The sequence below is a fragment of the Lentzea sp. NEAU-D7 genome (genome assembly GCF_026242055.1).
Classification (GTDB): domain Bacteria; phylum Actinomycetota; class Actinomycetes; order Mycobacteriales; family Pseudonocardiaceae; genus Lentzea.
Genome location: NZ_JAPJDL010000003.1, coordinates 258,095 through 281,513 on the forward strand (window position 1 = coordinate 258,095; position 23,419 = coordinate 281,513).

27 protein-coding genes and 1 riboswitch are annotated in these 23,419 nt (G+C 68.9%); of the genes, 5 read left to right on the forward strand and 22 right to left on the reverse strand.

All coding sequences use genetic code 11. From position 1 onward, the window contains the following. Positions 1–10: 10 nt before the first annotated feature. From ORI60_RS08135 to pyrE, 3 genes are read right to left on the reverse strand one after another with little or no spacing between them, the layout of a single operon-like run. On the reverse strand, positions 11–688 hold the full coding sequence (locus tag ORI60_RS08135; RefSeq protein WP_266035936.1) for a TrmH family RNA methyltransferase: 678 nt from the start codon (positions 686–688) through the stop codon (positions 11–13). Beyond that, entirely contained in the window at positions 648–1,016 is a 369-nt protein-coding gene (locus tag ORI60_RS08140; RefSeq protein WP_266035938.1) for a DUF2784 domain-containing protein, read from the reverse strand. The genes ORI60_RS08135 and ORI60_RS08140 overlap by 41 nt, the downstream gene beginning before the upstream one ends. Positions 1,017–1,075: 59 nt before the next feature. After that, a complete protein-coding gene (gene pyrE / locus ORI60_RS08145; RefSeq protein ID WP_090066190.1) occupies positions 1,076–1,630 on the reverse strand; it encodes an orotate phosphoribosyltransferase in 555 nt (184 codons plus the stop codon). 65 nt (positions 1,631–1,695) lie between these two features. Between pyrE and ORI60_RS08150 the strand changes: the two genes are divergently transcribed. Then, positions 1,696–2,247 carry a hypothetical protein gene (locus ORI60_RS08150; protein WP_266035940.1) on the forward strand — a complete coding sequence of 184 codons (552 nt, stop codon included), beginning with the start codon at positions 1,696–1,698 and terminating at the stop codon, positions 2,245–2,247. Between the two features lie 6 nt (positions 2,248–2,253). Here ORI60_RS08150 and ORI60_RS08155 read toward each other — a convergent pair whose 3' ends face one another. The 7 genes from ORI60_RS08155 to clpB all read right to left on the reverse strand — a co-directional run bounded on the left by ORI60_RS08155 (position 2,254) and on the right by clpB (position 8,704). Then, positions 2,254–2,706, reverse strand: coding sequence for a hypothetical protein (locus ORI60_RS08155; protein WP_266035942.1), 453 nt, complete (start codon positions 2,704–2,706; stop codon positions 2,254–2,256). After that, on the reverse strand, positions 2,703–3,620 hold the full coding sequence (locus tag ORI60_RS08160) for a WXG100 family type VII secretion target (RefSeq protein ID WP_266035944.1): 918 nt from the start codon (positions 3,618–3,620) through the stop codon (positions 2,703–2,705). Before ORI60_RS08160 ends, ORI60_RS08155 begins: the two co-directional genes overlap by 4 nt. Further along, positions 3,617–3,931, reverse strand: a complete 315-nt coding sequence (locus ORI60_RS08165) for a hypothetical protein (RefSeq protein ID WP_266035946.1) — start codon at positions 3,929–3,931, stop codon at positions 3,617–3,619. Before ORI60_RS08165 ends, ORI60_RS08160 begins: the two co-directional genes overlap by 4 nt. Before the next feature lie 37 nt (positions 3,932–3,968). Further along, positions 3,969–4,742: an SDR family NAD(P)-dependent oxidoreductase gene (locus ORI60_RS08170; RefSeq protein WP_266035948.1), complete on the reverse strand. Its 774-nt coding sequence runs from the start codon at positions 4,740–4,742 to the stop codon at positions 3,969–3,971. A gap of 49 nt (positions 4,743–4,791) precedes the next feature. After that, the gene (locus ORI60_RS08175) at positions 4,792–4,968 is read right to left on the reverse strand and encodes an LPXTG cell wall anchor domain-containing protein (protein ID WP_266035950.1); all 177 of its coding nucleotides are present in this window, start codon (positions 4,966–4,968) and stop codon (positions 4,792–4,794) included. Positions 4,969–5,227: 259 nt separating this feature from the next. Continuing rightward, entirely contained in the window at positions 5,228–5,962 is a 735-nt protein-coding gene (locus ORI60_RS08180) for a hypothetical protein (protein ID WP_266035952.1), read from the reverse strand. A 159-nt stretch (positions 5,963–6,121) separates the two neighbouring features. After that, positions 6,122–8,704, reverse strand: a complete 2,583-nt coding sequence (gene clpB, locus ORI60_RS08185) for an ATP-dependent chaperone ClpB (protein ID WP_266035954.1) — start codon at positions 8,702–8,704, stop codon at positions 6,122–6,124. Positions 8,705–8,860: 156 nt separating this feature from the next. Between clpB and ORI60_RS08190 the strand changes: the two genes are divergently transcribed. Then, positions 8,861–9,244: a VOC family protein gene (locus ORI60_RS08190; RefSeq protein WP_266035956.1), complete on the forward strand. Its 384-nt coding sequence runs from the start codon at positions 8,861–8,863 to the stop codon at positions 9,242–9,244. Here ORI60_RS08190 and ORI60_RS08195 read toward each other — a convergent pair. Next, on the reverse strand, positions 9,142–10,842 hold the full coding sequence (locus ORI60_RS08195) for an MDR family MFS transporter (protein ID WP_416234374.1): 1,701 nt from the start codon (positions 10,840–10,842) through the stop codon (positions 9,142–9,144). The two genes, ORI60_RS08190 and ORI60_RS08195, sit on opposite strands and share 103 nt — an antisense overlap. A gap of 345 nt (positions 10,843–11,187) precedes the next feature. Next, on the reverse strand, positions 11,188–11,883 hold the full coding sequence (locus ORI60_RS08200; protein WP_416234382.1) for a pyridoxamine 5'-phosphate oxidase family protein: 696 nt from the start codon (positions 11,881–11,883) through the stop codon (positions 11,188–11,190). A gap of 296 nt (positions 11,884–12,179) precedes the next feature. Here ORI60_RS08200 and ORI60_RS08205 point away from each other — a divergent pair, with 296 nt between their 5' ends. Together ORI60_RS08205 and glyA are read left to right on the forward strand one after the other, a co-directional pair. Beyond that, positions 12,180–13,283 (forward strand): FAD-binding oxidoreductase, encoded by a 1,104-nt coding sequence (locus ORI60_RS08205; RefSeq protein WP_266035960.1) that lies wholly within the window; start codon positions 12,180–12,182, stop codon positions 13,281–13,283. A gap of 5 nt (positions 13,284–13,288) precedes the next feature. Then, positions 13,289–13,373: riboswitch (ZMP/ZTP riboswitch) on the forward strand. Positions 13,374–13,386: 13 nt separating this feature from the next. After that, positions 13,387–14,607, forward strand: a complete 1,221-nt coding sequence (gene glyA / locus ORI60_RS08210) for a serine hydroxymethyltransferase (protein WP_266035962.1) — start codon at positions 13,387–13,389, stop codon at positions 14,605–14,607. On the opposite strand, the gene ORI60_RS08215 is transcribed toward glyA, so the two are convergent. Next, positions 14,587–15,162, reverse strand: coding sequence for a TetR/AcrR family transcriptional regulator (locus ORI60_RS08215; RefSeq protein ID WP_266035964.1), 576 nt, complete (start codon positions 15,160–15,162; stop codon positions 14,587–14,589). The genes glyA and ORI60_RS08215 overlap by 21 nt on opposite strands. Positions 15,163–15,244: 82 nt before the next feature. Between ORI60_RS08215 and ORI60_RS08220 the strand changes: the two genes are divergently transcribed. Beyond that, entirely contained in the window at positions 15,245–16,144 is a 900-nt protein-coding gene (locus ORI60_RS08220; protein ID WP_266035965.1) for an SDR family oxidoreductase, read from the forward strand. Here ORI60_RS08220 and ORI60_RS08225 read toward each other — a convergent pair. From ORI60_RS08225 to ORI60_RS08265, 9 genes are all read right to left on the reverse strand, one after another. Beyond that, the gene (locus ORI60_RS08225; RefSeq protein WP_266035967.1) at positions 16,126–16,629 is read right to left on the reverse strand and encodes a hypothetical protein; all 504 of its coding nucleotides are present in this window, start codon (positions 16,627–16,629) and stop codon (positions 16,126–16,128) included. The genes ORI60_RS08220 and ORI60_RS08225 overlap by 19 nt on opposite strands. Then, positions 16,626–17,054: a heat shock protein transcriptional repressor HspR gene (locus ORI60_RS08230; protein WP_266035970.1), complete on the reverse strand. Its 429-nt coding sequence runs from the start codon at positions 17,052–17,054 to the stop codon at positions 16,626–16,628. The genes ORI60_RS08225 and ORI60_RS08230 overlap by 4 nt, the downstream gene beginning before the upstream one ends. Before the next feature lie 5 nt (positions 17,055–17,059). Next, positions 17,060–18,223 (reverse strand): molecular chaperone DnaJ, encoded by a 1,164-nt coding sequence (dnaJ, locus tag ORI60_RS08235; RefSeq protein ID WP_266035972.1) that lies wholly within the window; start codon positions 18,221–18,223, stop codon positions 17,060–17,062. Positions 18,224–18,240: 17 nt separating this feature from the next. Beyond that, positions 18,241–18,861: a nucleotide exchange factor GrpE gene (grpE, locus tag ORI60_RS08240; RefSeq protein WP_266035974.1), complete on the reverse strand. Its 621-nt coding sequence runs from the start codon at positions 18,859–18,861 to the stop codon at positions 18,241–18,243. Beyond that, positions 18,858–20,729, reverse strand: coding sequence for a molecular chaperone DnaK (dnaK, locus tag ORI60_RS08245; protein WP_266035976.1), 1,872 nt, complete (start codon positions 20,727–20,729; stop codon positions 18,858–18,860). The genes grpE and dnaK overlap by 4 nt, the downstream gene beginning before the upstream one ends. 182 nt (positions 20,730–20,911) lie before the next feature. After that, positions 20,912–21,754: a DUF4097 family beta strand repeat-containing protein gene (locus ORI60_RS08250; RefSeq protein ID WP_266035978.1), complete on the reverse strand. Its 843-nt coding sequence runs from the start codon at positions 21,752–21,754 to the stop codon at positions 20,912–20,914. Between the two features lie 81 nt (positions 21,755–21,835). Beyond that, positions 21,836–22,390, reverse strand: coding sequence for a hypothetical protein (locus tag ORI60_RS08255; protein WP_266035980.1), 555 nt, complete (start codon positions 22,388–22,390; stop codon positions 21,836–21,838). Between the two features lie 4 nt (positions 22,391–22,394). After that, entirely contained in the window at positions 22,395–22,967 is a 573-nt protein-coding gene (locus ORI60_RS08260) for a TetR/AcrR family transcriptional regulator (RefSeq protein WP_266035982.1), read from the reverse strand. A gap of 14 nt (positions 22,968–22,981) precedes the next feature. Continuing rightward, positions 22,982–23,305, reverse strand: a complete 324-nt coding sequence (locus ORI60_RS08265) for a DMT family transporter (protein ID WP_266035984.1) — start codon at positions 23,303–23,305, stop codon at positions 22,982–22,984. Positions 23,306–23,419 lie beyond the last annotated feature (114 nt).

Sequence of the window (23,419 nt, forward strand, 5' to 3'; positions counted from 1 at the left end):
GCTTGACCGGTCAAGAAGCTCGGTGAATCGCCCAGTGGTACAGGCCCATGGCCACAGAAGTTGTGAGGTTGTAACTGCTGACCTTCTCGCGCATGGGCAGCCGGACGATCCTCACGGCCTTCTCGCGGACCTCTGCCGAGAGCCCGTGGCGTTCCGAGCCGAACGCCAGCACCGCGTCGTCGGGGATCGGGCCTTTCAGCAGGTCACCGTCCGCGTCGAACGCGATCAGCTCGCCGGAGAAGTCGAGGCTGCCGACCTTGGCGACCGGCAGCGCGAAGTGCAGTCCGGCCGACCCCCGCAGCACGTTGGGGTGCCACGGGTCGACGTCACCGGTGGAGATCACGCCACCCGCGTCGAGGCCGGCAGCCACCCGGATGGCGGCGCCGAAGTTGCCGAGGTTGCGCGGGTTGTCGAGCAGGACGACCGGGGCGTCCCGGTCGAACGGCAGGTCGGGCCTCTCCGCGAACCCCGCCACACCCGTCGGGTGCGTGCGGCCGACCCTGAGCTTGAAGTGGTTCTGGTCGACCTCCGTGGCGGCCTCGAACCGCTCGCGCAGGTCGGGTGCGTGCGTCTCGGCGAGGCTGATCGCGGCGGCGAGGTCCGTCGTGATCAGCGGGTGCACGTCGGCGCCGAAGCGCAACGCGTGCTTAACAGCGTGAAAGCCTTCGAGCAGCACGGTGACCAGCATAGAAGCCGATCCACGAGATGATCACGATCGACCCCAGCACCAGCTGGACCAGTGTCGACGCACTTTCCGGATACCAGACGCCGTCGATGTAGTGGTCGATGAAACCCGTCCCCAGCGGCGGCATGCCCGCCTGCGCGCGGAGGTACTCCTCCGCGGTCGTCAGCGGACACGTCACCGGCATCAGCAGGCTCAGGACAGCCCACGCGCCGATCGCCAGGTGCGGATAGATCACACCACGCCACCGCCATGCGATGAACCCGCCCACCAGCAGGAACGCCAGCACGGCGAAGTGCAGCAGCATGACCGCTTCGGCGAAGACCCTGGCCATTCGCACCACCCCGTCCTCCAGACTAAGACGGGGTGGCTCGAAGCGCTCTCGATAAAACCTCAGGCGAGCCCGAGATCGTTCAGGTCGAGCAGGTAGCGGTACTGCAGACCCTCGGCCTCGATGGCCTCCTTGGCGCCGGTGCCGCGGTCGACGACCGTGGCGACGCCGATCACGTCGGCCCCGTGCTCGCGCAGCGCGTTGACGGCCGTGAGCACCGAACCACCCGTGGTGGAGGTGTCCTCGACCGCGAGCACCCGCTGGCCGCGCACGTCGATGCCCTCGATCTGGCGCTGCATGCCGTGGGCCTTGTTCGCCTTGCGCACGACGAACGCGTCGAGCACGTCACCGTCCGCGCCGGCGGAGTGCATCATGGCGTAGGCGACGGGATCCGCGCCGAGGGTCAGACCGCCGACGGCGACGAAGTCCCAGTCCGACGTGAGCTGCCGCAGCAGCTTGCCGATCAGCGGTGCCGCCGCGTGGTGCAGCGTCGCCCGCCGCAGGTCGACGTAGTAGTCGGCTTCCTTGCCGCTGGAGAGGGTCACCTTGCCGTGCACCACGGCCAATTCGCTCACGAGACGAGCGAGTTCTGACTTAGCGTTCGCGTCCAAGACCACTTCAGTTCGCACGGGTCGCAAGCTTCGCACACCCGCGCGTCCGACGCCTCGTACGCTGCATCACCGTGAGCACCCTCTACGTCGAACAGCCGTGGACCGCGATGAGCCTGTTGTTCCGGCCGCACTACCGGGTGGAGGTGTTCGACGAGCACGGCGCTCCGGTGGCGGTGGTCAGGGAACGATCCGGCCCCGGCCTGCAGCGGCCCCTGCGGCACACCGGGTTCTCGGGCTGGACGACGTTCGAGCTCGACGTCGTCGCCCCGCACGGCCAGCCGATCATGCACATCAGCAGGGGATTCGGGCGGCGGTCGCAGGTCCGCGTCAGCACGCCGCAGGGCCAGGTGATCGGGACGATCAAGACCCACGGCGCGTGGCAGCAGTCGCTGCACGACGCGAGCGGTCAGCAGCTCTGCTTCTTCGGCGACGTCGCGCGGATCGAGACCGGTGGCCGTGCCAAGCGGGACGGCAGGCGCGTACGCCGCGACGTCGTCCGGATCAACCCGCAGGTGACCGAGCCGCTGCGGTCTCTGGCGACCGCCTGCGCGGTCGCCTTCGACGTCGTCCGGGGTACCGGGACCAGCCACACGAGCAGCGGCGGGGTGGACTGGCCCGTCTAGGCCTGGCTACCAGGCGTCCTCGCGGAAGTGGCTCGGGCCGTCGCCCTCGTCGTCATCACGGCGCGGGCGGGGCGGCGGCTGGTGGGCTGCCGGGTTGCCCGAGGTGATGATGTCGTCGATGTCCTGGCCCTCCTCGATCGCGCGGTAGGCGCGCTGGAGGTCGGGAACGCCGACCGCGAGCGCCTTCTGCACGCCCTCGTCGTTCACCGCGCGGCCGGACGCGACGTCGGCCCACGACATCTCGCCCGCGTCCACGCGCCGCTGGAGGTCCTTGAGCTCCTTCGGCGCGCCCGGCGACTTCGCGAACCGCTCGATCTCGGCGAGGTCCTGCTCGGAGAGCCCGCGCGACCTGCGCTGCACCTGCGACGCGGCCGTCGCGACCTTCCCGAGGTCGTCAACCCTGGAGTCGACCTCGGAGAACAGGGCCTGCAGCCGCGCCTGGTCGTAGGGGAACGTCACTGCTGACCCCCGCCGGTGGGTGCCGGGGCGGGAGCGGGAGCGCCGCCACCGGCTCCGCCGCCGCTGCCCGAGCTCGGGGTGCTGTACCGGCCGGAGGCCGCGGAACCGGCCTTGCCGAGGCTGTAGGCACCGAGGCCGACACCGATCGCGCCGGACTTGGCCGCGGCCACGCCGTTGTCGTACTTCTGCTTGCCGTCCTGGACGCCGTCGACGACGTCCAGCGCGTCGTTCACGTCCCGCACGTCCTTGAGCTTCATCAGCGCCGTGCCCATGGCCACGATGCCGTCGACCATGCCCTGGACGCCCTCGATCAGCGTCATGATCGACTGGATGATCTTGCGGATCGCGTCGACGATCTGGATCGCGTCGTAGACCATCCACACCGCGCGGCCCCAGCCGACGACCGGGATCACCGCGGTCATCGCCGCCTCGAGCAGCATGGTGCAGAGCTTGTCGAGCAGGAACAGCGCGACCTTCGTGGCCGACCGGCACGCGGAGGCCATGGACTGGAACTTGTTGCCGATGATCCGGGCGACCTGGGAGTCCGCCTCGATCGCGATGACCCACATGGTGTCCATGCGGCGCTCGAACGCCTGCGCGGCACCACCGTTCCAGTGCGGGTTGAGCTGACCGACGCCGTCACCGACGTTGTGCCGGACGGCGTCGAGCGCCTTGGCGACCTGGTCCCACGCGTTGGCGTTGGCGTCGATCTTCTCGAAGTCGCCGACCAGCGGGCTGATCAGCGACTCGATCAGGTTCTCGCCGGTGACCTTCTCGTAGATCCAGTTGACGCCCTGCAGCTTCCACCCGGCGGCCTCGATCAGCTCCTTGGTGGTCTGCCGGCCAGGACGGTTCTCCGCGGCCGCGTTCAGCGCGACCGACGGGTCCTGGACGTCCGCGTACGCCGTGGTCATCGGCCACCCCCGGCCCGCTGCACCAGCTGGACGCCGTGCAGGTCGACCTTCTCGTAGGAGTCGGCCGTCTTCCGCAGCGCGTCGGCGTCCTTGAGCATCGTCTTGTTCGCGAAGTCCAGCGTCTCGCCGTAGAGGCGCGCGACGCCGGTCACGACGGGGTGCAGCAAGGTCAGCAGGCCGGTGAACCCGCTGGTGTCGCCGCCCTTGGAGATGGCGTGGTCTTTGATGGTCAGGAAGTGCTGGGCGTTGCGGTCCAGCAGCTCGCTGTACCCGCGCAGCTCGTCCGGTTCGACCTGGAACTGTTCGCTCACGACCGCTCCGACGCGCCGTTAGGCCGAACGGTTCCAATCACGTGCGACCGCGGCCGCCCGCGAACCGGGACGCCATCTTGCGCACGAGCGCGCGGGGCAGCAGCCCCGTGATGGTCACGATCGCCTTGTACTGCAGGCCGGGGATCGACAGCGGCTTGCCGCGGCGCAGGTCGCGCAGCGCCTCGTGGACGAGCTTGTCGACGTCGACGTAGAGCCAGTTCGGGGTCTTCGACATGTCGATCTTCGCGCGCTTGTGGAACTCGGTCCGCACGAAACCGGGGGCCAGCGCCATGACCCGCACGCCGGTGCCCTCCGCCGCGAGGGACATGCCCTCGGAGAACATCGTCACCCACGCCTTGTCGGCGCTGTAGCTCGTCCCGCGGCCGGGCAGGAAGCTGGCGACGCTGGACACGTTGATCACGTCGCCCTTGCCGCGCGCGATCATCGCGGGGATGGCGGCCCTGGACAGCCGCAGCACCGTGGTGACGTTGACGTCGAGCTGGGCCTGCAGGTCGTCGACGTCCGCGGCGAAGAACTCGCCGGTGTTCGCGAAGCCCGCGTTGTTGACCAGCAGGTCGACGGCCGACTCGGCCAGTCGCTGCTCGACCTTCAGGCGGTCGTCGTGGTCGCTGAGGTCGGCCGGCAGGACGTCCACGTTCACGCCGTGGCGGTCGTGCAGCTGCTTCGCGAGTTCTTCGAGTGCGGACGCGGTGCGCGCGACCAGCACGAGGTCGTATCCCTCGGCCGCGAGCCTGCGGGCGAAGGCGGCCCCGATCCCGACGGTCGATCCGGTCACCAATGCGGTTGGCATGCCACCGAACGGTAGTCGGAAAGTCGCCGGGGCCGAAGGCCGCCGATGATCACGCTTCGCGCTTCGCCGGACGGCGGAGCACGAACAGGCGAAGGGCGAGGCCGGAGACGACCAGCGCCACACCGCCGAACAGCATCCACCCGACAGACGCACCCGTGTTGGCCAGCGTCACGACGGACGCCGTACCGGCCACGGCTGCGGGCGGGACAATCTTTCCTCCGTACATCGTGCTTCCCTCCGGGGGTTCGGGGACACGACGGACTTGCTGCACGGAGTATCTGAATCAAGCGCCGATGTTTTACACAGAGCGAAGTGTGATGTAGCTCACACTACTTTGGATGCGGTGTGGAATAGCGCTGGTCGAGGCGGCACGACAGGCGGTACGTAAATCTTGTTGATCACCCAACGTCACATGGTCCAGGCGTGCGCAGGCGACGAAAAAGCCGCTGCCGGGTGTTCGGCAGCGGCTTCGGTGGAGGTTTTCGTCAGGGCTGCTTGCGGCCGAACGACGGGCGGTAGACCTCGCCGCCCTCGTTCTCTTCGGCCACCGGCTCCTCGCGCTCGGACGGGTCCGGGTCGAACGGGTCGATGACGTCCGCGAGCTCACCGACGTCGCGCAGCAGCCGTTCGAGGCGCGCGGGCGACGAGTTCGGCGGCGCGGCGGCCAGTACCCAGTCGTTCTCCATCCAGACGACGGTGACGTCGCCCCCGATCTCCTCGGCGGCGTCGATCAGGTCCGGTGTGATGATCTTGCGAGCCGCCGGCACGTCGGTGACGAACGCGTACCGCGACCCCACCGGCCCGAGCAGGTCGGGCATCGGCACCTTGTCGTTGTCGCGCTGGAACGGGACCGTCGACAGCCACAGTTCGATCACCACCGACAGCGCCCTGCGGCAGCGCACGCCGACCAGCACGGAGTTGACCTTGCCGCCTGTCTCGTGATCGAGCACGTAGACCTGCCTGCGCCCGTCGGCGGTGAAGGTGGAGCCCGCGACGACGTCACGGGCGAGACCCGTGCCGTAGTACGCGATGGCCCCGGCTTCCCACCGGGTCGGCAGCACGTGGTCTGTCTCCTCGAACTGCCAGCCGCGCAGAGCAGCCCAACGGCGCCGTTCACGATTACGCGCGGTTCGTTGCGCCCGGTCGGTCGCGAGCAGGGCGAACCCCGCCACGCCCGCCACCGCGGCGACGGTGAACCAGACCCACGCCGGTATGCCCACAGCCAGAGCCTAGTGGGTCGGAGGCGAGGAACGAAGATCACTTCCGCGCGTCGTGACCTGCGTGTGCCGAATCGACGTACGCGAGCACACGAACGCCTGGTCAAACAGGTCGTGGGTGGTTTCCGCCCTGATAACGGCGGAAACCACCCACTAGAGGCACTAAGCCGCGCGGCCCACGATCAGGCCGCTGTTGTCGTCCAGCACGTCGACCCGCACCTTGTCGCCGTCGCGCACCTCGCCGGCCAGCAGCTCCTTCGCGAGCTGGTCACCGATCGCCGACTGCACGAGCCGCCGCAGCGGCCTGGCCCCGTAGATCGGGTCGAAGCCGTTCAGCGCCAGCCAGTCGCGTGCCGCCGGCGTGACGTCCAGCGTCAGGCGACGAGCCGCGAGCCGGTCAGCCAGACGGGTGATCTGGATGTCCACAATGGAGGTCAGCTCCTCGGTGGCGAGCGCGTGGAACACCACGACGTCGTCCAGCCGGTTCAGGAACTCCGGCTTGAAGTGCCGCTGCACGACGCCCATGACGGCGTCCTTGCGTTCCAGCTCGGTCAGCGACGGGTTCACGATGGTCTGCGAGCCCAGGTTCGAGGTGAGCACCAGGATCGTGTTGCGGAAGTCGACCGTGCGGCCCTGGCCGTCGGTCAGGCGGCCGTCGTCCAGGACCTGCAGCAGCACGTCGAACACGTCCGGGTGCGCCTTCTCGACCTCGTCGAGAAGCACGACCGAGTACGGGCGGCGGCGAACCGACTCGGTCAGCTGGCCACCCTGGTCGTACCCGACGTAGCCGGGAGGCGCGCCGACCAGGCGGGCCACCGAGTGCTTCTCGGAGTACTCGCTCATGTCGATGCGGATCATCGCCCGCTCGTCGTCGAACAGGAACGCCGCCAGCGCCTTCGCGAGCTCGGTCTTGCCGACACCGGTGGGGCCGAGGAACAGGAACGAGCCGGTCGGGCGGTCCGGGTCGGCGACTCCGGCGCGCGTCCTGCGCACCGCGTCCGACACGACCCGCACGGCCTCGGCCTGGCCGACGACCCGGCGGGCGAGCTCGTCCTCCATGCGCAGCAGCTTGGCGGTCTCGCCCTCCAGCAGCCGGCCGGCCGGGATGCCGGTCCACGCCGACACCACGTCCGCGACGTCGTCGGGGCCGACCTCCTCCTTCAGCATCGCGGCGTCCTGTGTGGATTCCGCGGCGACGGAGAGTTCCTTCTCCAGCTGGGGGATCCGGCCGTAGCGGAGCTCGGCGGCACGACCGAGGTCACCGTCGCGCTCGGCCCGTTCGGACTCGCCGCGCAACGACTCCAGCTGCTCCTTCAGGGCGCGCACCCGGTCGATGGAGCCCTTCTCGTTCTGCCACCTGGCCGTCAGCGCCGACAGCTCCTCGCGCTTCTCCGCGAGCTCGGCGCGCAGGGCGTGCAGCCGTTCGATCGACGCCGGGTCGGACTCCTTGGCCAGCGCCATCTCCTCGATCTCGAGGCGCCGCACGGCACGTTCGACGGTGTCGATCTCGACGGGCCGCGAGTCGATCTCCATGCGCAGCCGGGACGCGGCCTCGTCGACGAGGTCGATGGCCTTGTCCGGCAGGAAGCGCGCGGTGATGTAGCGGTCGGACAGCGTCGAGGCGGCGACGAGGGCGGCGTCGGTGATGCGGACGCCGTGGTGCACCTCGTAGCGCTCCTTGAGCCCGCGCAGGATGCCGACCGTGTCCTCGACGGAGGGTTCGCCGACCAGCACCTGCTGGAAGCGGCGTTCCAGGGCGGCGTCCTTCTCGATGTGCTCGCGGTACTCGTCCAGGGTCGTGGCACCGACCATGCGCAGCTCACCGCGGGCGAGCATCGGCTTGATCATGTTGCCGGCGTCCATCGCCGACTCACCGGTCGCACCGGCACCGACGATCGTGTGCAGCTCGTCGATGAACGTGATGACCTGCCCGGCCGAGTCGGTGATCTCCTTCAGCACGGCCTTGAGCCGCTCCTCGAACTCACCGCGGTACTTGGCGCCCGCGACCATCGAGCCGAGGTCCAGGGCGACGACCTTCTTGCCGCGCAGCGACTCCGGCACGTCACCGGCCACGACGCGCTGCGCGAGGCCCTCGACGATCGCCGTCTTGCCGACACCGGGCTCGCCGATCAGCACCGGGTTGTTCTTGGTGCGCCGCGACAGCACCTGCACGACCCGGCGGATCTCGGCGTCACGGCCGATCACGGGGTCGAGCTCGCCCTTGCGCGCACGTTCGGTCAGGTCGACGCCGTACTTCTCCAGCGCCTTGTAGGTGCCCTCGGGATCGGCCGACGTCACCCGCGCGGACCCGCGCACCTTCGCGAAGGCGTCGGTCAGCGCGTCGGGCGTCGCACCGTGCCGCCGCAGCAGGTCGGCCACCTGGCCGCCGTGCTGCGCCAGCCCGACGAGCAGGTGCTCGGTGGACACGTACTCGTCACCCATCTCGGTGGCGAGCTCCTGGGCCTTGCCGAGCACCCGCACGGCGTCGCGCGAGAACTGCGGGGCGGACACGGTGGAACCGGAAGCACTGGGCAACGAGCGGGAGAGCTGCTCCAGCTCCTTGCGCACCTGAGCCGGGTCGGCACCCACCGCCGACAGCAACGGCGCGGTCAACCCGTCCGTCTGCGCCAGCAGTGCACTGAGCAGGTGCACGGAACCCACGTCCGGGTTCCCGTTCAGCGTCGCGGCCTGCACCGCCGCGGAGACGGCCTGCTGCGTCTTGGTCGTCGGGTTGAAAGCGTCCATTCCTCCACCTCGTGGTCAGCCTCAAGCATGGACCATCATCCCGCACAACGTCAGAAAAGTTGAGTGTGTTCCGCTCAACCTTGAACTCGTCGCAGATCACACGTCCGCTCCGAAATTCAGGCCGCCGCTCGCACGGGTTGGGCGAGGATCAGCGCCATGACCTCAATCATCCACAACATCACGGTGGACGCGCGTGACTCGTACGGCATCGCGTCCTGGTGGGGCCAGGTCCTGGACCTGCCGCTCGACCCGGAGGACAACCCCGGCGACCCGGAGTGCCTGATCCACCTGCCGGGCGGCATCCGCTACCTGTTCATCAACGTGCCGGAGGACAAGGAGATCAAGAACCGCCTGCACATCGACCTGCAGCCGACCGACGGCACCCGCGACGAGGAGGTGGAACGCCTCGTCGGCATCGGCGCGACGATCTTCGACGATCAGCGCAGGCCGGACGGCACCGGCTGGGTCACGATGCGCGACCCGGAGGGCAACGAGTTCTGCGTGGAACGCAGCGCAGCCGAACGCGCCGCGACCTCCTGATCGCTGTCACTCGAAAGCACCAACAGCTTGTCCACAGCGGATGCGGAGTTGTCCACAACCCGCTGGTCAGTATCCACAGGTGAACCGATTTCAGTGGCGACCGTCTGTGCACCAGAACCCGTTGGAGTGACAATTTCGTCGTCCACCGAGTCCCGCAGCGGCTGCTCCTTGATCAGCAGGACCGCGATGACCGTGAACACGGCGAGACCAGCGGCGATCAGGAACAACTCACCCATCGCGTCGCCGTAGGAGTCCCGCACCACGGGGGAGAGGGAGCCGGAGTCGAGCGTCTTGGTGCTCACGGAGGCAGCGAGCACAGCCCCGAGCACCGAGACGCCGGCCGTCCCACCCAGCGACCGCAGGAACGTGGCCGTGGAACTGGCGGCGCCGAGATCGGACATCGCGACCCCGTTCTGCACGGCCAGCACGAGGTTCTGCATGGTCAGCCCCACCCCGACACCCACGAGCGCCAGGTAGGCACCCATCAGCACCAGGTTGGTCCGGTGGTCGATCGTCCCGAGCAGCGCAAGCCCCACGACCAGCGAGAACGACCCCCACACCAGGTAGCTCTTCCACTTCCCGCTCCGGGCGATCAACTGCCCGCTGACCGTGGACGAGATGCTCAGCCCGAGCACCAACGGCACCGTCAACAGCCCGGCCTTGGTGGGCGAGAACCCCCGCGCGATCTGGAAGTACTGCCCCATGAACACCGAGGCACCGAACATCGCCGTACCGACCGCGACGCCCCCGAGCATCGCCAGCACCACGGTCCGGTTCTTGAACAGGTGCAACGGGATGACAGGCGCACTGGCCCGCCGCTCCACGAAGTAGGCCCCCACGATCGCCAGCAAGGCACCACCGACGAACAGCGCGCTCTCCCCGCTGACCCAGGCGAAGTCCTTACCAGCGAACGACACCCACATCAGCACCAGGCTCACCCCACCGGTGATCAGCGTGGCACCGAGGTAGTCGATCTTCACGTGCTGCTTCTTGACCGGCAGGTGCAGCGTCTTGTGCAACACGGCCAGCGCCACCAGCGCCAACGGGACACAGACGAAGAAACACCACCGCCACCCGGGCCAGTCGACGAGGAACCCACCGACCAACGGCCCTCCAACGGTCCCGGCGGAGATCACCATCCCGGTGTACCCGCTGTACCGCCCGCGCTCCCGCGGGCTGAGCAGCGCACCGACGACGACCTGCCCCAGAGCCTGCACACCACCCATCCCGAGCCCCTGTACGACCCGGAACGAGATGAGCTGCTCCATGTTCTGGCTGAACCCGGCCAACACCGACCCGACGACGAACAACACGATCGCCGCCTGCAACAACTTCTTCTTGTCGAAGAGGTCAGCGAGCTTCCCCCACAACGGCGTGCTGGCCGTGGACGCGAGCAACATCGCGGTGATGACCCACGTGTACTGGGTCTGCGTGCCCTTGAGCTCGGCGAGGATCGTCGGGAGAGCGTTCGAAACGATGGTGGAGCTGAGGATCGCGACCAGCAACGCCACCCAGATGCCGGACAGTGCTTCGAGGATCTCCCGATGCGACGAGGGCCGAGTCAAACCGGCACACCTCCAGTGATTAGTTGATGTCATACAACTATATCTGGAGATAGTTAGCTAGGCCAACTAATTCGGTAGCTGATGCATCACACCCAGGACAGGATCGGCCCACCCGCTGGAGCCCGGATCGCACGCGAAGCCGAAGGCGAGCAGCAGCCCACCCAAGCGATGCCGAGGGCGAGCCGTCCTTCCACAAGGCAAGGGCGGTGGGGTCCCACCGCCAACGCACCCAGCAACGCAACAGGCGGCCGCCCAACGCAACAGGCGTGCCATCTACCCGCGCACGGCGCGGGCCCTCTGATCAGATTGCCGGGGGTCTGGGGGCAGAGCCCCCAGGGGAAGCACGCAAGGCGACCAGGCCGCCCGCAAGGCGACCCGTCACTCGCCGGCACCACTCATCTTGTCGGCCTTCACCCCGAAGAAGTCGCCACCCTTCCTCTTGACGTCATCAGTCCCCCAATGCCGAACCCGGTCCACAGGCACCATCCGAGGGATGTGCTTGCGGCAGTGGATGTAGGCCTCCTGAACCTCCACCACCACCCACCGCTCAACCTTCTTCCCAGCACTCCCGGCACCCCCAGCGCCGGCGTCCTTCCCCCCAACGCCACTCTCCGCCTCGTCCTCGACAGCGAACTCCTCAACCGGAGCGATCCGGGCCCGCCCGTTCACGTGCAGCCCGATCAGATCGTCGGCGAAGTCGACCATCAGCATCCCGACGTGCGGGTTCTCCATGATGTTCCCGAGGGAGGCCATCACCCCGTTCCCCCGGTACTCGGGGTACACGAGGGTCCGCGAGTCGATCACCCGCAGGAACCCGGCCGGCCCGGCGCGCAGGGAGGAGTCGCACTCCCCGTCCGCGTCAGCGGTCGAGATGAAGGCCATCTCCATCCGGCCGACGAACTCGGCCATCGCGGGGTTGAGGTGATCGAGAACCTGGTCCGAGTAGAAGCGTGTAGCGCGGTCGGACGTCTCCAGGGCACATTGGAGGAAGTGCTCGCCGCGGGAGCCGGGGAGCTCGACACGGTCGGGTGAGGTGGTTTCAGGCAGGGACACGCGCCCAACCCAAGCACGCAAGCACGCAACCCGGTACAGACGGACCCTCACATTCACACTGTTGCGGTAACAACTACTCACCTAGAGTGACCATGCTTCGCTCAAAGGTGGCATCAAGGAGTCAAAAGGCCCGATCAGGGGTTACTGTCCACCCTGTCGGGGGACGGATGCTTGACGAGGACGAACGGTGCCTTGCCGGCACCACTCAGAACGACGATGAAGAACGTGGAGACTGCGCGCGGACCATGACTGCGAACGCTGTGCTGAGCCCCATCCCTACCCCGCCCCACCGAGAGCCCCCGCCTGGTGTCACCGCGATGGTGCGGATGATCCGGGAAAGCTTCGCGGTGGTGGAGCCGCACTCCGAAGAAGTGGCGAAGTTCTTCTACGGAATGCTCTTCTCGCTCTCGCCTGCCACACGCGAGATGTTCCCCGCGAACATGGAGGTGCAACGCAGCCGTCTGCTGCGGGCCCTCGTGCACGTGGTGCAGATGGTCGACCGCCCGGACGACCTCATCCCCTTCCTGCGTCAGCTGGGCCGTGACCACCGGAAGTTCGGTGTCATCAACGTCCACTACGAGGCGGTCGGGACGGCACTGCTGTCCGCGGTGAAGAAGTTCGCCGGCGCCGCCTGGACGCCCAAGGTCGAGATGGCGTGGGCCGAGGCCTACACCCTCATGGCCAGGGCGATGCAGGAGGCGGCCGACGCCGACAACGGGCCCGCCTACTGGCACGCGACGGTGCTGGAGCATCAGCGCGTCTCGTGGGACCTGGCCGTCGTGCGCCTGCAGCCGGACCACCCGGTGAGCTACAAGGCCGGTCAGTACGTCAGCGTGGAGACGCCGCAGCGCAAGCGCCTGTGGCGGTACTACTCGCCGGCGAACGCACCGCGCGAGGACGGCGTCATCGAGTTCCACATCCGGTCCGTCGACGGCGGCTGGGTGTCCCGCTCGGTGGTCGGCCACACGCAGGCCGGTGACACGTGGCGCATCGGACCGCCCATGGGACGTCTCTCGGTCGACCGCACGGCCGGGACGGACATCCTGATGGTGGCCGGTGGCACGGGTGTCGCGCCGATGCACGCGATCATCGACGAGATGGCGCAGTACGGCGAGAACCCGCGCGTGCACCTGTTCTACGGCGGCCGCACCCGCGAGGACCTCTACGACCTGGACAACCTGCAGCGCATCGCGACCACGAACCCGTGGCTCACGGTCGTGCCGGTGCTGGAGTCCGACCCCGGCGTCCGAGGTGTCGAGCAGGGCAGCCTCGCCGACGTGGTCACCCGCTACGGCGCGTGGGAAGAGCGCGACGTCCTGGTCTGCGGCAGCCCGGCCATGATCAGATCGACGGTGTCCCGCATGCTGGTCGCCGGAACCCCGCTCGACCGGATCAAGTACGACCCGTTCACGCTGGACTAAACTCGGCACGTCGAAGCGACTGGCGTGCCGAGGGTGGAAGTGACCACCGGGAAGCGACGGCCGAGCGCACCGAACGCCTGGGTGCCCGGCACGGAGTGATGCCGTGCTGCGCGAAGTCGATCCCGAGATCGCCACCCTGATCCAGGCCGAGGAACACCGCCAGGCCCGCAAGCTGCGCATGATCGCGTCCGAGAACGACGTCTCGGCGGCCGTGCTCGAGGCAACGGGCTCGGTGCTGACGAACAAGTACTCCGAGGGCTACCCCGGCAAGCGGTACTACGAGGGCCAGCAGGTCATCGACCAGGTCGAGCTGCTGGCTCAGGAGCGCGCGAAGGCGCTCTTCGGCGTCGACCACGCGAACGTCCAGCCGTACTCGGGTTCCCCGGCGAACCTCGCCGTGTACCTGGCGTTCCTGCAGCCCGGCGACACCGTGATGGGCATGTCCCTGCCGATGGGCGGCCATCTCACGCACGGCTGGAGCGTCTCGGCCACCGGCAAGTGGTTCCGCAGCGTCCAGTACGAGGTCCGCAAGGACACCGGCCGCGTCGACATGGACGAGGTCCGCGCGCTCGCACTCGCCGAACGCCCGAAGGTGATCTTCTGCGGCGGCACGGCGATCCCGCGCACCATCGACTTCCCGGCGTTCGCGGACATCGCGAGGGAGGTCGACGCACTGCTCGTCGCCGACATCGCGCACATCGCGGGGCTAGTCGCCGGCGGAGCGCACCCGTCGCCGGTCGGACACGCGCCGGTGATCACCACGACCACGCACAAAACGCTCAGGGGCCCGCGCGGCGCCATGATCCTCACCGACGCCGCGCACGCGAAGGCGATCGACCGCGCTGTCTTCCCCGGCCTGCAGGGCGGCCCGCACAACCACACGACGGCCGCGATCGCCGTGGCGCTCAAGGAGGCCTCGCAGCCGGAGTTCCGCGACTACGCGCACATGATCGTGAAGAACGCGCAGGCGCTCGCGGAGGCGTTGCTGGAGCGCGGGTTCGACCTGGTGTCGGGCGGTACGGACAACCACCTGGTGCTGATCGACCTGACGTCCAAGCTGATCGGTGGCAAGCCGGCCGCGCAGGCCCTCGACCGCGCGGGCATCGAGCTGAACTACAACGCCGTCCCGTTCGACACCCGCAAGCCGTTCGACCCGTCCGGCATCCGGCTCGGCACGCCGGGCATCACCACGCGCGGCCTGAGGCCCGAGCAGATGCCGTTGGTCGCGGACTGGATGGACCGCGCGATCGCCGCCCACGACAACGACCAGGCGCTGGACCGCATCGCCGCCGAGGTCGAGGAGCTACTCGGCTCCCTCGAGTGAGCCGACTGCCGCACGCACGTCGCTGAACGTCCGGCGGGTGACTTCCGCGAAGTCCCCGCCGGTCTCCAGCCAGCGCTCGTAGCCGTGGTTGAACGCCAGCACGCCCAGCTCCGCGGCCACGGCGGCCTCCAGCTCCGGCACACCACGCCGCTTCAACGCGTCCGTCATCGCGACGGCGAACCCGACCATCTTCAACGCGGCCCGCTCGCGCAGCTCGTCGTTGCCCGCGATCACCGCGAGCCGCTGCGGCCCGTGCGCCCGGCGTTCGTCGGTGAACGTCACGGCCGTCGCCACCAGCGCCGCCTCGACCGCTTCCAGCGGCCCGGCCTCCTCAGGAGCGCCGGAGATCGCGCCGGTCATCAGTTCGGCCAGCACGTCCTGGCCACCGAAGAGCACCTCGCGCTTGTCCCGGAAGTGCCGGAAGAACGTGCTCTTCGTGAGACCCGCGCGCTCGGCGATCTGCGCGACCGCGGTGTTCTCGTACCCCTGCTCGCTGAACAGGTCGAGTGCGGCGCGCACCAACCGCTCCCGCGCGTCCGGCTCCCATCGACCCATGCCCACATCCTAAGTGATGCGACTTGGTCCCATCACTCTGCTACGGTGATGAGACCAAGTCCCATCACATGGAGGAAGTGCCATGAAGGTCTTCGTCACGGGTGCCAGCGGCCACGTCGGCTCGGCGCTGGTCCCGGAACTGCTGCGAGCGGGACACCAGGTCGTCGGACTGGCCCGTTCCGACGCCTCCGCCGCCAAGCTCGACGCCCAGGGCGCCGCGGTCCGGCTCGGCGACCTGGACGACCTGGACGGGTTGCGCAAGGGCGCCGCCGAGGCGGACGCTGTGATCCACCTGGCGTTCAAGCACGACGAGATGTACGCGGGCGACTACCAGGGCGCCTCGGATGCCGATCTGGCCGTCGTCCGGGCGTTCCTCGACGAACTGTCCGGCACCGGCAAGGCGCTGATCGGCACGGCGGGCACGCTGGCCTACTCAGGTCTGGGCCGCACGGCCACCGAGGAGGAGAGGATCTCCAGCGAGGGCCCGCGAGGCGCCGCCCGCAACGCGATCATCGACGCCCGGGACGTCCGAGGAGCGGTCGTCGTGCTGCCGCCGACCGTCCACAGTGCACTGGACGTGGCCGGCTTCATCCCGATCCTGGTCAGGACCGCCCGCGCCACAGGCGTTTCCGGCTATCCCGGCGACGGCGCGAACCGCTGGTCCGCGACGCACACGCTGGACGCGGCACGGCTCTACTGGCTGGCCGCCGAGAAGGCGCCGGCGGGTTCGGTGCTGCACGCGGTCGCCGAGGAGGCCGTCACGATGCGGGAGATCGCCGAGGTCATCGGCCGCAAGCTGAACGTGCCCGTCGAGAGCATTCCGGCCGAACGCGCCCAGGAGCACTTCGGCCCGCTCGCGTTCATGGTCTCGCGAGACGCTCCGACGTCCGGTGAGCGCACGAAGGCGTTGCTGGGCTGGGAACCGGAGGAACCCGGCGTCCTGGAAGACCTGGAGGCCGGGTTCTACTTCGAGGAGAGGTGAGCTTCGAGCTCCGCGTGCGCGTCGGAGAGCACACCGCTGGAATCCGGCTCGCTCAACGCCGCTTCCTCCAGCACGGCAAGCGTTTCCGGTGTCCGGGACCACGTGGTCAAAGGGCCTTCCTCCGGCCCTTCGCGCACGAGCCCGGCCAACGCGACCGGTGTGGCGAGGAAGTACTCGCGCACGACCGCCTGCTCACGCGGGTCGCCCTTCGCATAGGCCTCGGACACCAGGCGCAGCCAGAAGAAGTCCGCTTCCAGCTCCCCCGCCGCGATCAGCTCCATCACGCGCGGGAGCAGGTAGCGCACGAGGTCCTCGTCGCCGATCGTCCCCGACTTCAGCCAGAACCTCCCGACCTGGCCGGAGGTCAGCTCTCGCAGCGGAACGGTCGTGAACGGCGCCACGTCCTCCGCTGTGACGCAGTGGTCACAGAAGTCGACCACGCTGGGACGCGGCGTCGCGAAGACCTCGTAGAGTCGCTCGATCATTTGCGGGGCTTCGGCTTCCAGACGACGAGGGCGGTCTCCTGCCGGATGGGCACGAGATCACGACGATAGGACGCGTGCACGGCGGCGGCCGCGGAGTCCGCCGCCGCCATCGCCTGCGCGAGCTCCTGCTGGAGCTCGGCGACCCGCGACCGCAGCGCGTCCACCTGGTTCTCCAGGTCGATGATCCGCTTGATGCCGGCGAGGTTCACCCCCTCGTCCTGCGAGAGGCGCTGGACCTCCCGCAGCAGCACGATGTCGCGCATCGAGTACCGGCGGCCGCCGCCGGACGTGCGGCCCGGCGAGACCAGGCCCATCCGGTCGTAGGACCGCAGGGTCTGGGCGTGCAGGCCCGACAGCTGGGCCGCCACCGAGATCACGAAGAACGGCGTGTCCTCATCGGTCCCCGGGGGGAACGGAAAACCCACCGAACTCACCGCCCTTCAAGGAGTGCGTTCAGATCGCCGCGCGGGTCGTGGTCCTTAGTCGCGTCCGCGTAGGCCTCAAGAGCCTTGCGGGCCTCGGACGACAGGTTGTTCGGCACCGCGACCTCCAGGGTGATCAGGAGATCGCCCGCGGTCCCGTCCCGCTTCGTGATCCCCTTGCCCCGCGCCCGCAGCACCCGCCCGGAGGCGGTGCCGGCGGGCACCTTCAACGAGACCTTCCCGTCCAGCGTGGGCACGGTCAACGTGGTTCCGAGCGCGAGCTCGGAGAACGTCATCGGCGCCGTCAGCGTCAGGTCGTTGCCCTGACGGCCGAAGATGCCGTGCGGGTTGACGTGCACGCGCACGAACAGATCACCGTTCGGGCCACCGTTGCGGCCCGGTTCGCCCTGTCCCGCGAGGCGGATCCGCTGGCCGTCGGCGACCCCGGCGGGGATCCGGACGGTCAGCGTGCGGGTGCGGGTGCTGACGCCGTCGCCACCGCACTCGGGGCACGGGTCGTCGATGATCCGGCCGGTGCCGCGGCAGTCGCGGCACGGCTCGCTGAACGCGAACGCGCCCTGCGACCGCGTGACGAGACCGGAACCCGAACACGTCGCACAGGTGTGCGGCGTGGTGCCCGGCCTGGCACCGGAACCGCTGCACGTCGTGCAGGCGGCGGGGGACGACAGGCGCAGCGGCACCGTCGCGCCCTTCACCGCCTCGGTGAAGTCGATGCGGACGTCGGTCTCGACGTCCTCACCACGGCGCGGACGCGTGGGCGAACCCGCCGCCGCGCCACCGCGCCGGTTGAACAGCCCGCCGAGCAGGTCACCGAGGCCACCGCCACCGGTGCCCTGCGCGGCGCGGCCGAACAGGTCGTTGACGTCGAACCCGCCGGAGCCGAAGCCACCGGAGCCGGGGAACCCGCCGCCGCCCGCGAACAGGCGACGGGCTTCGTCGTACTGCTTGCGCTTGGCCGGGTCCGACAGCACGCCGTAGGCCTCGGAGACCGCCTTGAAGCGGGCCTCGGCCTTGGCGTCACCGGGGTTCGCGTCCGGGTGCAGCTCGCGGGCGAGCTTGCGGTACGACTTCTTGATCTCGTCCGCGGTCGCCTCGGAGGAGACGCCCAGCTCGCGGTAGAAGTCCTTCTCGATCCAGTCCCTCTGACTCACCGGACGGCTCCTCCTCCCTAGGCTTCTTCGGACGACGCGGCGGGCTCGTGGTCGGTCACCGCGACGAGCGCGGGCCGGACGAGCTTGTCGCCGAAGGTGTAGCCACGACGCAGAACGGCCGTGACGGTCGGGCCGTCGACGTCCGGGGACGTGCTGTGCTGCACGGCCTCGTGCACCGACGGGTCGAACGCCTCGCCGTCGTGCGCGAACGGCTCCAGGCCGGTCTTCTGCAGCGCGGACACGAGCTTGTCCGCCACCGCCTTGAAGGCACCGGTCAGGTCGCCGTGCGCGGCGGCCCGCTCGATGTCGTCCAGCACCGAGAGCAGTTCGGAGGCGACGGACGCCTTCGCGTTGTTGATCACCGCTTCCCGGTCGCGTTCCACCCGCTTGCGGTAGTTCGCGTACTCGGCGGTGAGCCGCTGCAGGTCGGCGGTGCGCTCGTCGAGCTGGGTCTTCAGCTCGGCGGCCACCTCGTCCACGACCTCGGCGACCAGAGGTTCGTCCGGAGCAGCACCTTCCTCGCCGGCAGCGTGGGCCGGCGCCCGGACCTCACCCGTTTCGGGGTCGATCCGGCGCCGGTCGTTCACGACTACCTGAGGCTGCTCCTCGTCAGGGGCGGCGTGCCTCGGTTCGGTCACTTCTTCTCGTCCTCGTCCACGATCTCGGCGTCGACGACGTCGTCCTGGCCGGCCTTGGCACCGGCGCCCGCACCAGCGGCACCCGGAGCGTCGGCACCGGGGGCCTCGGCACCGGCGGCACCCGGAGCGTTGGCGTAGATGGCCTGGCCGATGGCCTGGGACTCGGTCGCGAGCTTCTCGACCGCCGTCTTGATGGCGTTGATGTCGGTGCCCTTGAGCGCCTCGTTCGCCTCGGCGATGGCGGCGTTGACCTTGTCCTTGATCTCGGCCGGGAGCTTGTCGTCGTTCTCCTTGACGACCTTCTCCGTCTGGTAGACGAGCGTCTCGGCCTGGTTGCGGACCTCGGCCTCCTCGCGGCGGCGCTTGTCCTCCTCCGCGTGGGCCTCGGCGTCCTTCACCATGCGGTCGATGTCGTCCTTCGGCAGCGCGGAGCCACCGGTGATCGTCATCGACTGCTCCTTGCCGGTGCCCAGGTCCTTCGCCGACACGTGGACGATGCCGTTCGCGTCGATGTCGAAGGTGACCTCGATCTGCGGCACGCCACGCGGGGCGGGCGGCAGGCCGGTCAGCTCGAACATGCCGAGCTTCTTGTTGTGCGCCGCGATCTCGCGCTCGCCCTGGAAGACCTGGATCTGCACGGACGGCTGGTTGTCGTCGGCCGTCGTGAAGGTCTCGGAGCGCTTCGTCGGGATCGTGGTGTTGCGCTCGATCAGCTTGGTCATGATGCCGCCCTTGGTCTCGATGCCGAGGGACAGCGGGGTGACGTCGAGCAGCAGGACGTCCTTGACCTCACCCTTGAGGACACCGGCCTGCAGGGCGGCGCCGACGGCGACGACCTCGTCCGGGTTCACGCCCTTGTTGGGCTCGCGGCCGCCGGTCAGCTCCTTCACGAGCTCCGCGACGGCGGGCATGCGGGTCGAGCCACCGACGAGCACGACGTGGTCGATGTCACCGACGGAGACGCCCGCGTCCTTGATCACGTTGTTGAACGGCGCGCGGGTGCGCTCGAGCAGGTCGTTCGTGATGCGCTGGAACTCGGCGCGCGACAGCGTCTCGTCGAGGAACAGCGGGTTCTTGTCCGCGTCGACCGTGATGTAGGGCAGGTTGATCGAGGCGTTGCTGGAGCTCGACAGCTCGATCTTGGCCTTCTCCGCAGCCTCGCGGATGCGCTGGAGGGCCATCTTGTCCTTGGTCAGGTCGATGCCGTTGGCCTGCTTGAAGCGGTCGACCAGCCAGTCGACGACGCGCTGGTCCCAGTCGTCGCCACCGAGGTGGTTGTCACCGGAGGTCGCGCGGACCTCGACGACGCCGTCACCGAGCTCGAGCAGCGAGACGTCGAACGTGCCGCCACCGAGGTCGAAGACCAGGATGGTCTGCTCCTTCTCGCCCTTGTCGAGGCCGTAGGCCAGAGCGGCCGAGGTCGGCTCGTTGACGATGCGGAGCACGTTGAGGCCCGCGATCTGGCCGGCCTCCTTGGTGGCCTGGCGCTGCGCGTCCTCGAAGTAGGCGGGGACGGTGATGACCGCGTCGGTGATCTCTTCGCCCAGGTACGCCTCGGCGTCGCGCTTGAGCTTCATCAGCACGCGCGCGCTGATCTCCTGCGAGGTGTACTTCTTGCCGTCGATCTCGTCGGTCTGCCAGTTGGTGCCGACGTGGCGCTTGACCGACCGGATGGTGCGGTCGACGTTGGTGACGGCCTGGTTCTTCGCGGGCTGACCCACGAGGACCTCGCCGTTCTTGGCGAACGCGACGATGGACGGGGTCGTCCTGGAGCCCTCCGAGTTGGCGATGACCGTCGGCTCACCGCCTTCGAGGACTGCGACGACCGAGTTGGTCGTCCCGAGGTCGATGCCGACTGCACGCGCCATTGGAGTTCCTTCCGCTAGTACTTGTTGAGTGCTGCTGGCTCAAGTTTGCCACCCGACCCAACCTTGAGCCTACCCGACTCAAGCTTTCTGACTGTCCCAACGGCCGACAAGGTCTGGTTGTTCCCTCACAACGCACCGAGGGCCACCCCTTGTGGAGTGGCCCTCGACACAGTCGCTCTGCTTCAGATGCCGACCACGCGGATGTCCCCCGACCCGGTGTCCAGCTTGAGCTCGGTCCTCGCGGCCGGATCGGTCGGCACGGTGATCCGGCGGTCACCGCTCCCGGACTGGCCGACGATCCTGAACGGGCCGCCGGGGATCCGCAGGTTGATGTCGCCGGACCCGGAGTTCGCCCGCACCGACCGCTCCGACAGGAGCGTGAGCGAGACGTTGCCCGAGGACGCGTCCGCCGTGACCTCGTTGTCGATCCCCGTGCCGGTGACGTCGCCGGAGTGGGTGACGACCATCGTCTTGCCCTTGATCAGGTCGAGGATCACGTTCCCCGAGCCGACCTCGACCATCAGGCCACCGCCGATCCGGGCCGCCTCGAAGTCACCCGACCCCGAGGTCGAACGGACGTCCCCCGCGACGTCGGTGACCTTCACCCTGCCGGACCCGGTCCGGTAGTCGACCGCGGCCACGCCCTCGAAGCTGGCGTCCCCGGAGCCGGTCTCGCCCTGGACCGTGATCTTGGCGTCCGGGACCAGGACGTCGTAGTTGATCTCGCAGTCGTCGCCGCAGCCTTCCAGCACCAGCGCGTCGCCCTCGACGCGGTGCGAGACGCCGGAGGGCTTGTTGTCCTTCGAGTGCTCGACCCTGCGGTGGATCTTCGTCTCGGTCAGCCCCTGCTGGTACCGGATCGTCAGGTCCCCGGCGTCGTTGCCGCCGCGCACCTTCACCGAAGCGAACTTCTCCGCCACGACGTGGTCGTCGGAGAACTCGTACTTCATGATGCGAATGCCACAGCCGGTCGACACTGCGAGCACCGCCCCCACCACCAACGCCACCAGCGCCGTCCTCATCATGAGCACAAAACTAGAGGTCGCGGCGCCCCGGTCACACGGCAGCAAGCCCCCGAAGCGGGGGTGGGGCTGGCCCTACCGTTCTCAGACCAGGTCTTCGAGCACCGCGCGCAACGCGGGAGCCGTGCGCGCCGGGTCGTTGAGGAACCTCGTCGACGCCAGCACGTGCGCGGGAGCGATCCGTTCCCACAGCAGGCCGTCGACCGGCACCTCGGCGATGTGCAGCTCGACGCTCTGCGCCCACCGGCCGATGCGCGACTCGATGCCGCGCAGCACGTCGCCCATCGGCAACGCGGCAGGGCTCTGCACCTGGTGCAACCGCTCGATGCCCGGCTTCAGCGCCAGCACCGCGGCACGGCTGGCCGGGCGGGTCAGCAACGCCTCGGCGTCCTCGGCGGTCAGGGGCTCGGCTCCGCGGCGGCACGCGTCGAGCGCGTCGTTCCACCAGCCCGGCCACTCGGCGGTCACCGCGGCGCGGTCGGTGCCCAGCGGCACCTGCACCGGTAACGACGGGTCCAGGCCCGGCACGTGCGGCTCGACGTCGACCGACAACGCCAGCGAGTCGCGCACGTAGAGCGCGGCGAGCAGCCCCAGGCTCACCCCGTGGCTGATGCCGGACACCTCTCGCGCGAACTTCATGGCCTCATTCTTCCCGCGGGGCGGGCGTGAAATCGTCGCAGCCGCGGATCAAGAAGGACACGATTGGCTCCAGCTCGTCCTCGTTCGGAGCAACGTCGGCGATCAGGCCCTGCATCAGCAGCCCGTCGACGGCCGCGAGGAACGCCCTGAAGGCGACGGGGTCCGCCGGCCGCACCACCTCCACGGCCAGGTCCAGCCACCGGCGGGCGGCGGGCTTCAGCTCGGGACGCCGGCCCGCCAGCAGGTACAGCTCGTACTCGGCGAGCGTGCGGCCGCGGTTCTCGTTGACCGCCTTCGCCAGGCTCTGCGCGATCTCGCGGGCGCTGCCGCCGCTCGCGACGATCTTGAGCATCTCGTCGCACAGCTCTTCCGCCGACCACAGCAGGGTCGCGATCAGCAGGTCGTCGAGCGTCGCGAAGTAGTAGGTGGGTGCCGTCGTCGGCACGCCCGCCTCACGGGCGACGCTGCGGTGCGTCACGCCCGCGACGCCGTCGCGTTCGATCACGCGCAGGGTGGCCTCGACGATGGCGCGCCGTTTCTTCTCGCCGCGCGCCTTGCGGCCGTCGACCTTCTGCAACTCCGCTGTCGCGGTCAGTGCGTCCTCCCGAGTTCGAGCGTCACCACGCCTCCGATGATCAGGACCAGTCCGATGACCATCGTGGGGTTGAGGGTTTCGCCGAGGAACTTCCAGCCGATGATCGCGACCGAGGCAACGCCGACAGCGGACCACACGGCGTAGGCGACGCCCACGGGCATACCCAACTTCAAAGCGCGCGAAAGCACGGTGAAGGCGACGGCGTAGCCGAGGACGACGACCACGGACGGCCACAGTCGGGTGAACCCCTCGGACAGCTTCAACGAGACGGTGGCGGCGACCTCCGCCGCGATCGCCGCGGCGAGGTACAGGTACAACACGGCGGCCTCCGGCTGCTCGGGACAACTACCTGAACAAGTGTTCCACAAGTTTTTGATCAATTTCCGGATACTTGACCGGTACGTGAGGAGACACCGGCCACGTCCAAGTGGTTA

Bases quoted from the DNA above. Each gene is read 5' to 3' on its own strand.
- ORI60_RS08225 (WP_266035967.1), bottom strand. From the start codon at position 16,629: ATGATCGAGCGACTCTACGAGGTCTTCGCGACGCCGCGTCCCAGCGTG.
- clpB (WP_266035954.1), bottom strand. From the start codon at position 8,704: ATGGACGCTTTCAACCCGACGACCAAGACGCAGCAGGCCGTCTCCGCG.
- ORI60_RS08220 (WP_266035965.1), top strand. From the start codon at position 15,245: ATGAAGGTCTTCGTCACGGGTGCCAGCGGCCACGTCGGCTCGGCGCTG.
- ORI60_RS08250 (WP_266035978.1), bottom strand. From the start codon at position 21,754: ATGATGAGGACGGCGCTGGTGGCGTTGGTGGTGGGGGCGGTGCTCGCA.
- ORI60_RS08205 (WP_266035960.1), top strand. From the start codon at position 12,180: ATGGTGCGGATGATCCGGGAAAGCTTCGCGGTGGTGGAGCCGCACTCC.
- ORI60_RS08190 (WP_266035956.1), top strand. From the start codon at position 8,861: ATGACCTCAATCATCCACAACATCACGGTGGACGCGCGTGACTCGTAC.
- ORI60_RS08170 (WP_266035948.1), bottom strand. From the start codon at position 4,742: ATGCCAACCGCATTGGTGACCGGATCGACCGTCGGGATCGGGGCCGCC.
- ORI60_RS08140 (WP_266035938.1), bottom strand. From the start codon at position 1,016: ATGGCCAGGGTCTTCGCCGAAGCGGTCATGCTGCTGCACTTCGCCGTG.
- ORI60_RS08195 (WP_416234374.1), bottom strand. From the start codon at position 10,842: ATGACATCAACTAATCACTGGAGGTGTGCCGGTTTGACTCGGCCCTCG.
- ORI60_RS08255 (WP_266035980.1), bottom strand. From the start codon at position 22,390: ATGAAGTTCGCGCGAGAGGTGTCCGGCATCAGCCACGGGGTGAGCCTG.
- ORI60_RS08135 (WP_266035936.1), bottom strand. From the start codon at position 688: ATGCTGGTCACCGTGCTGCTCGAAGGCTTTCACGCTGTTAAGCACGCG.
- ORI60_RS08175 (WP_266035950.1), bottom strand. From the start codon at position 4,968: ATGTACGGAGGAAAGATTGTCCCGCCCGCAGCCGTGGCCGGTACGGCG.
- ORI60_RS08215 (WP_266035964.1), bottom strand. From the start codon at position 15,162: ATGGGTCGATGGGAGCCGGACGCGCGGGAGCGGTTGGTGCGCGCCGCA.
- dnaK (WP_266035976.1), bottom strand. From the start codon at position 20,729: ATGGCGCGTGCAGTCGGCATCGACCTCGGGACGACCAACTCGGTCGTC.
- ORI60_RS08160 (WP_266035944.1), bottom strand. From the start codon at position 3,620: ATGACCACGGCGTACGCGGACGTCCAGGACCCGTCGGTCGCGCTGAAC.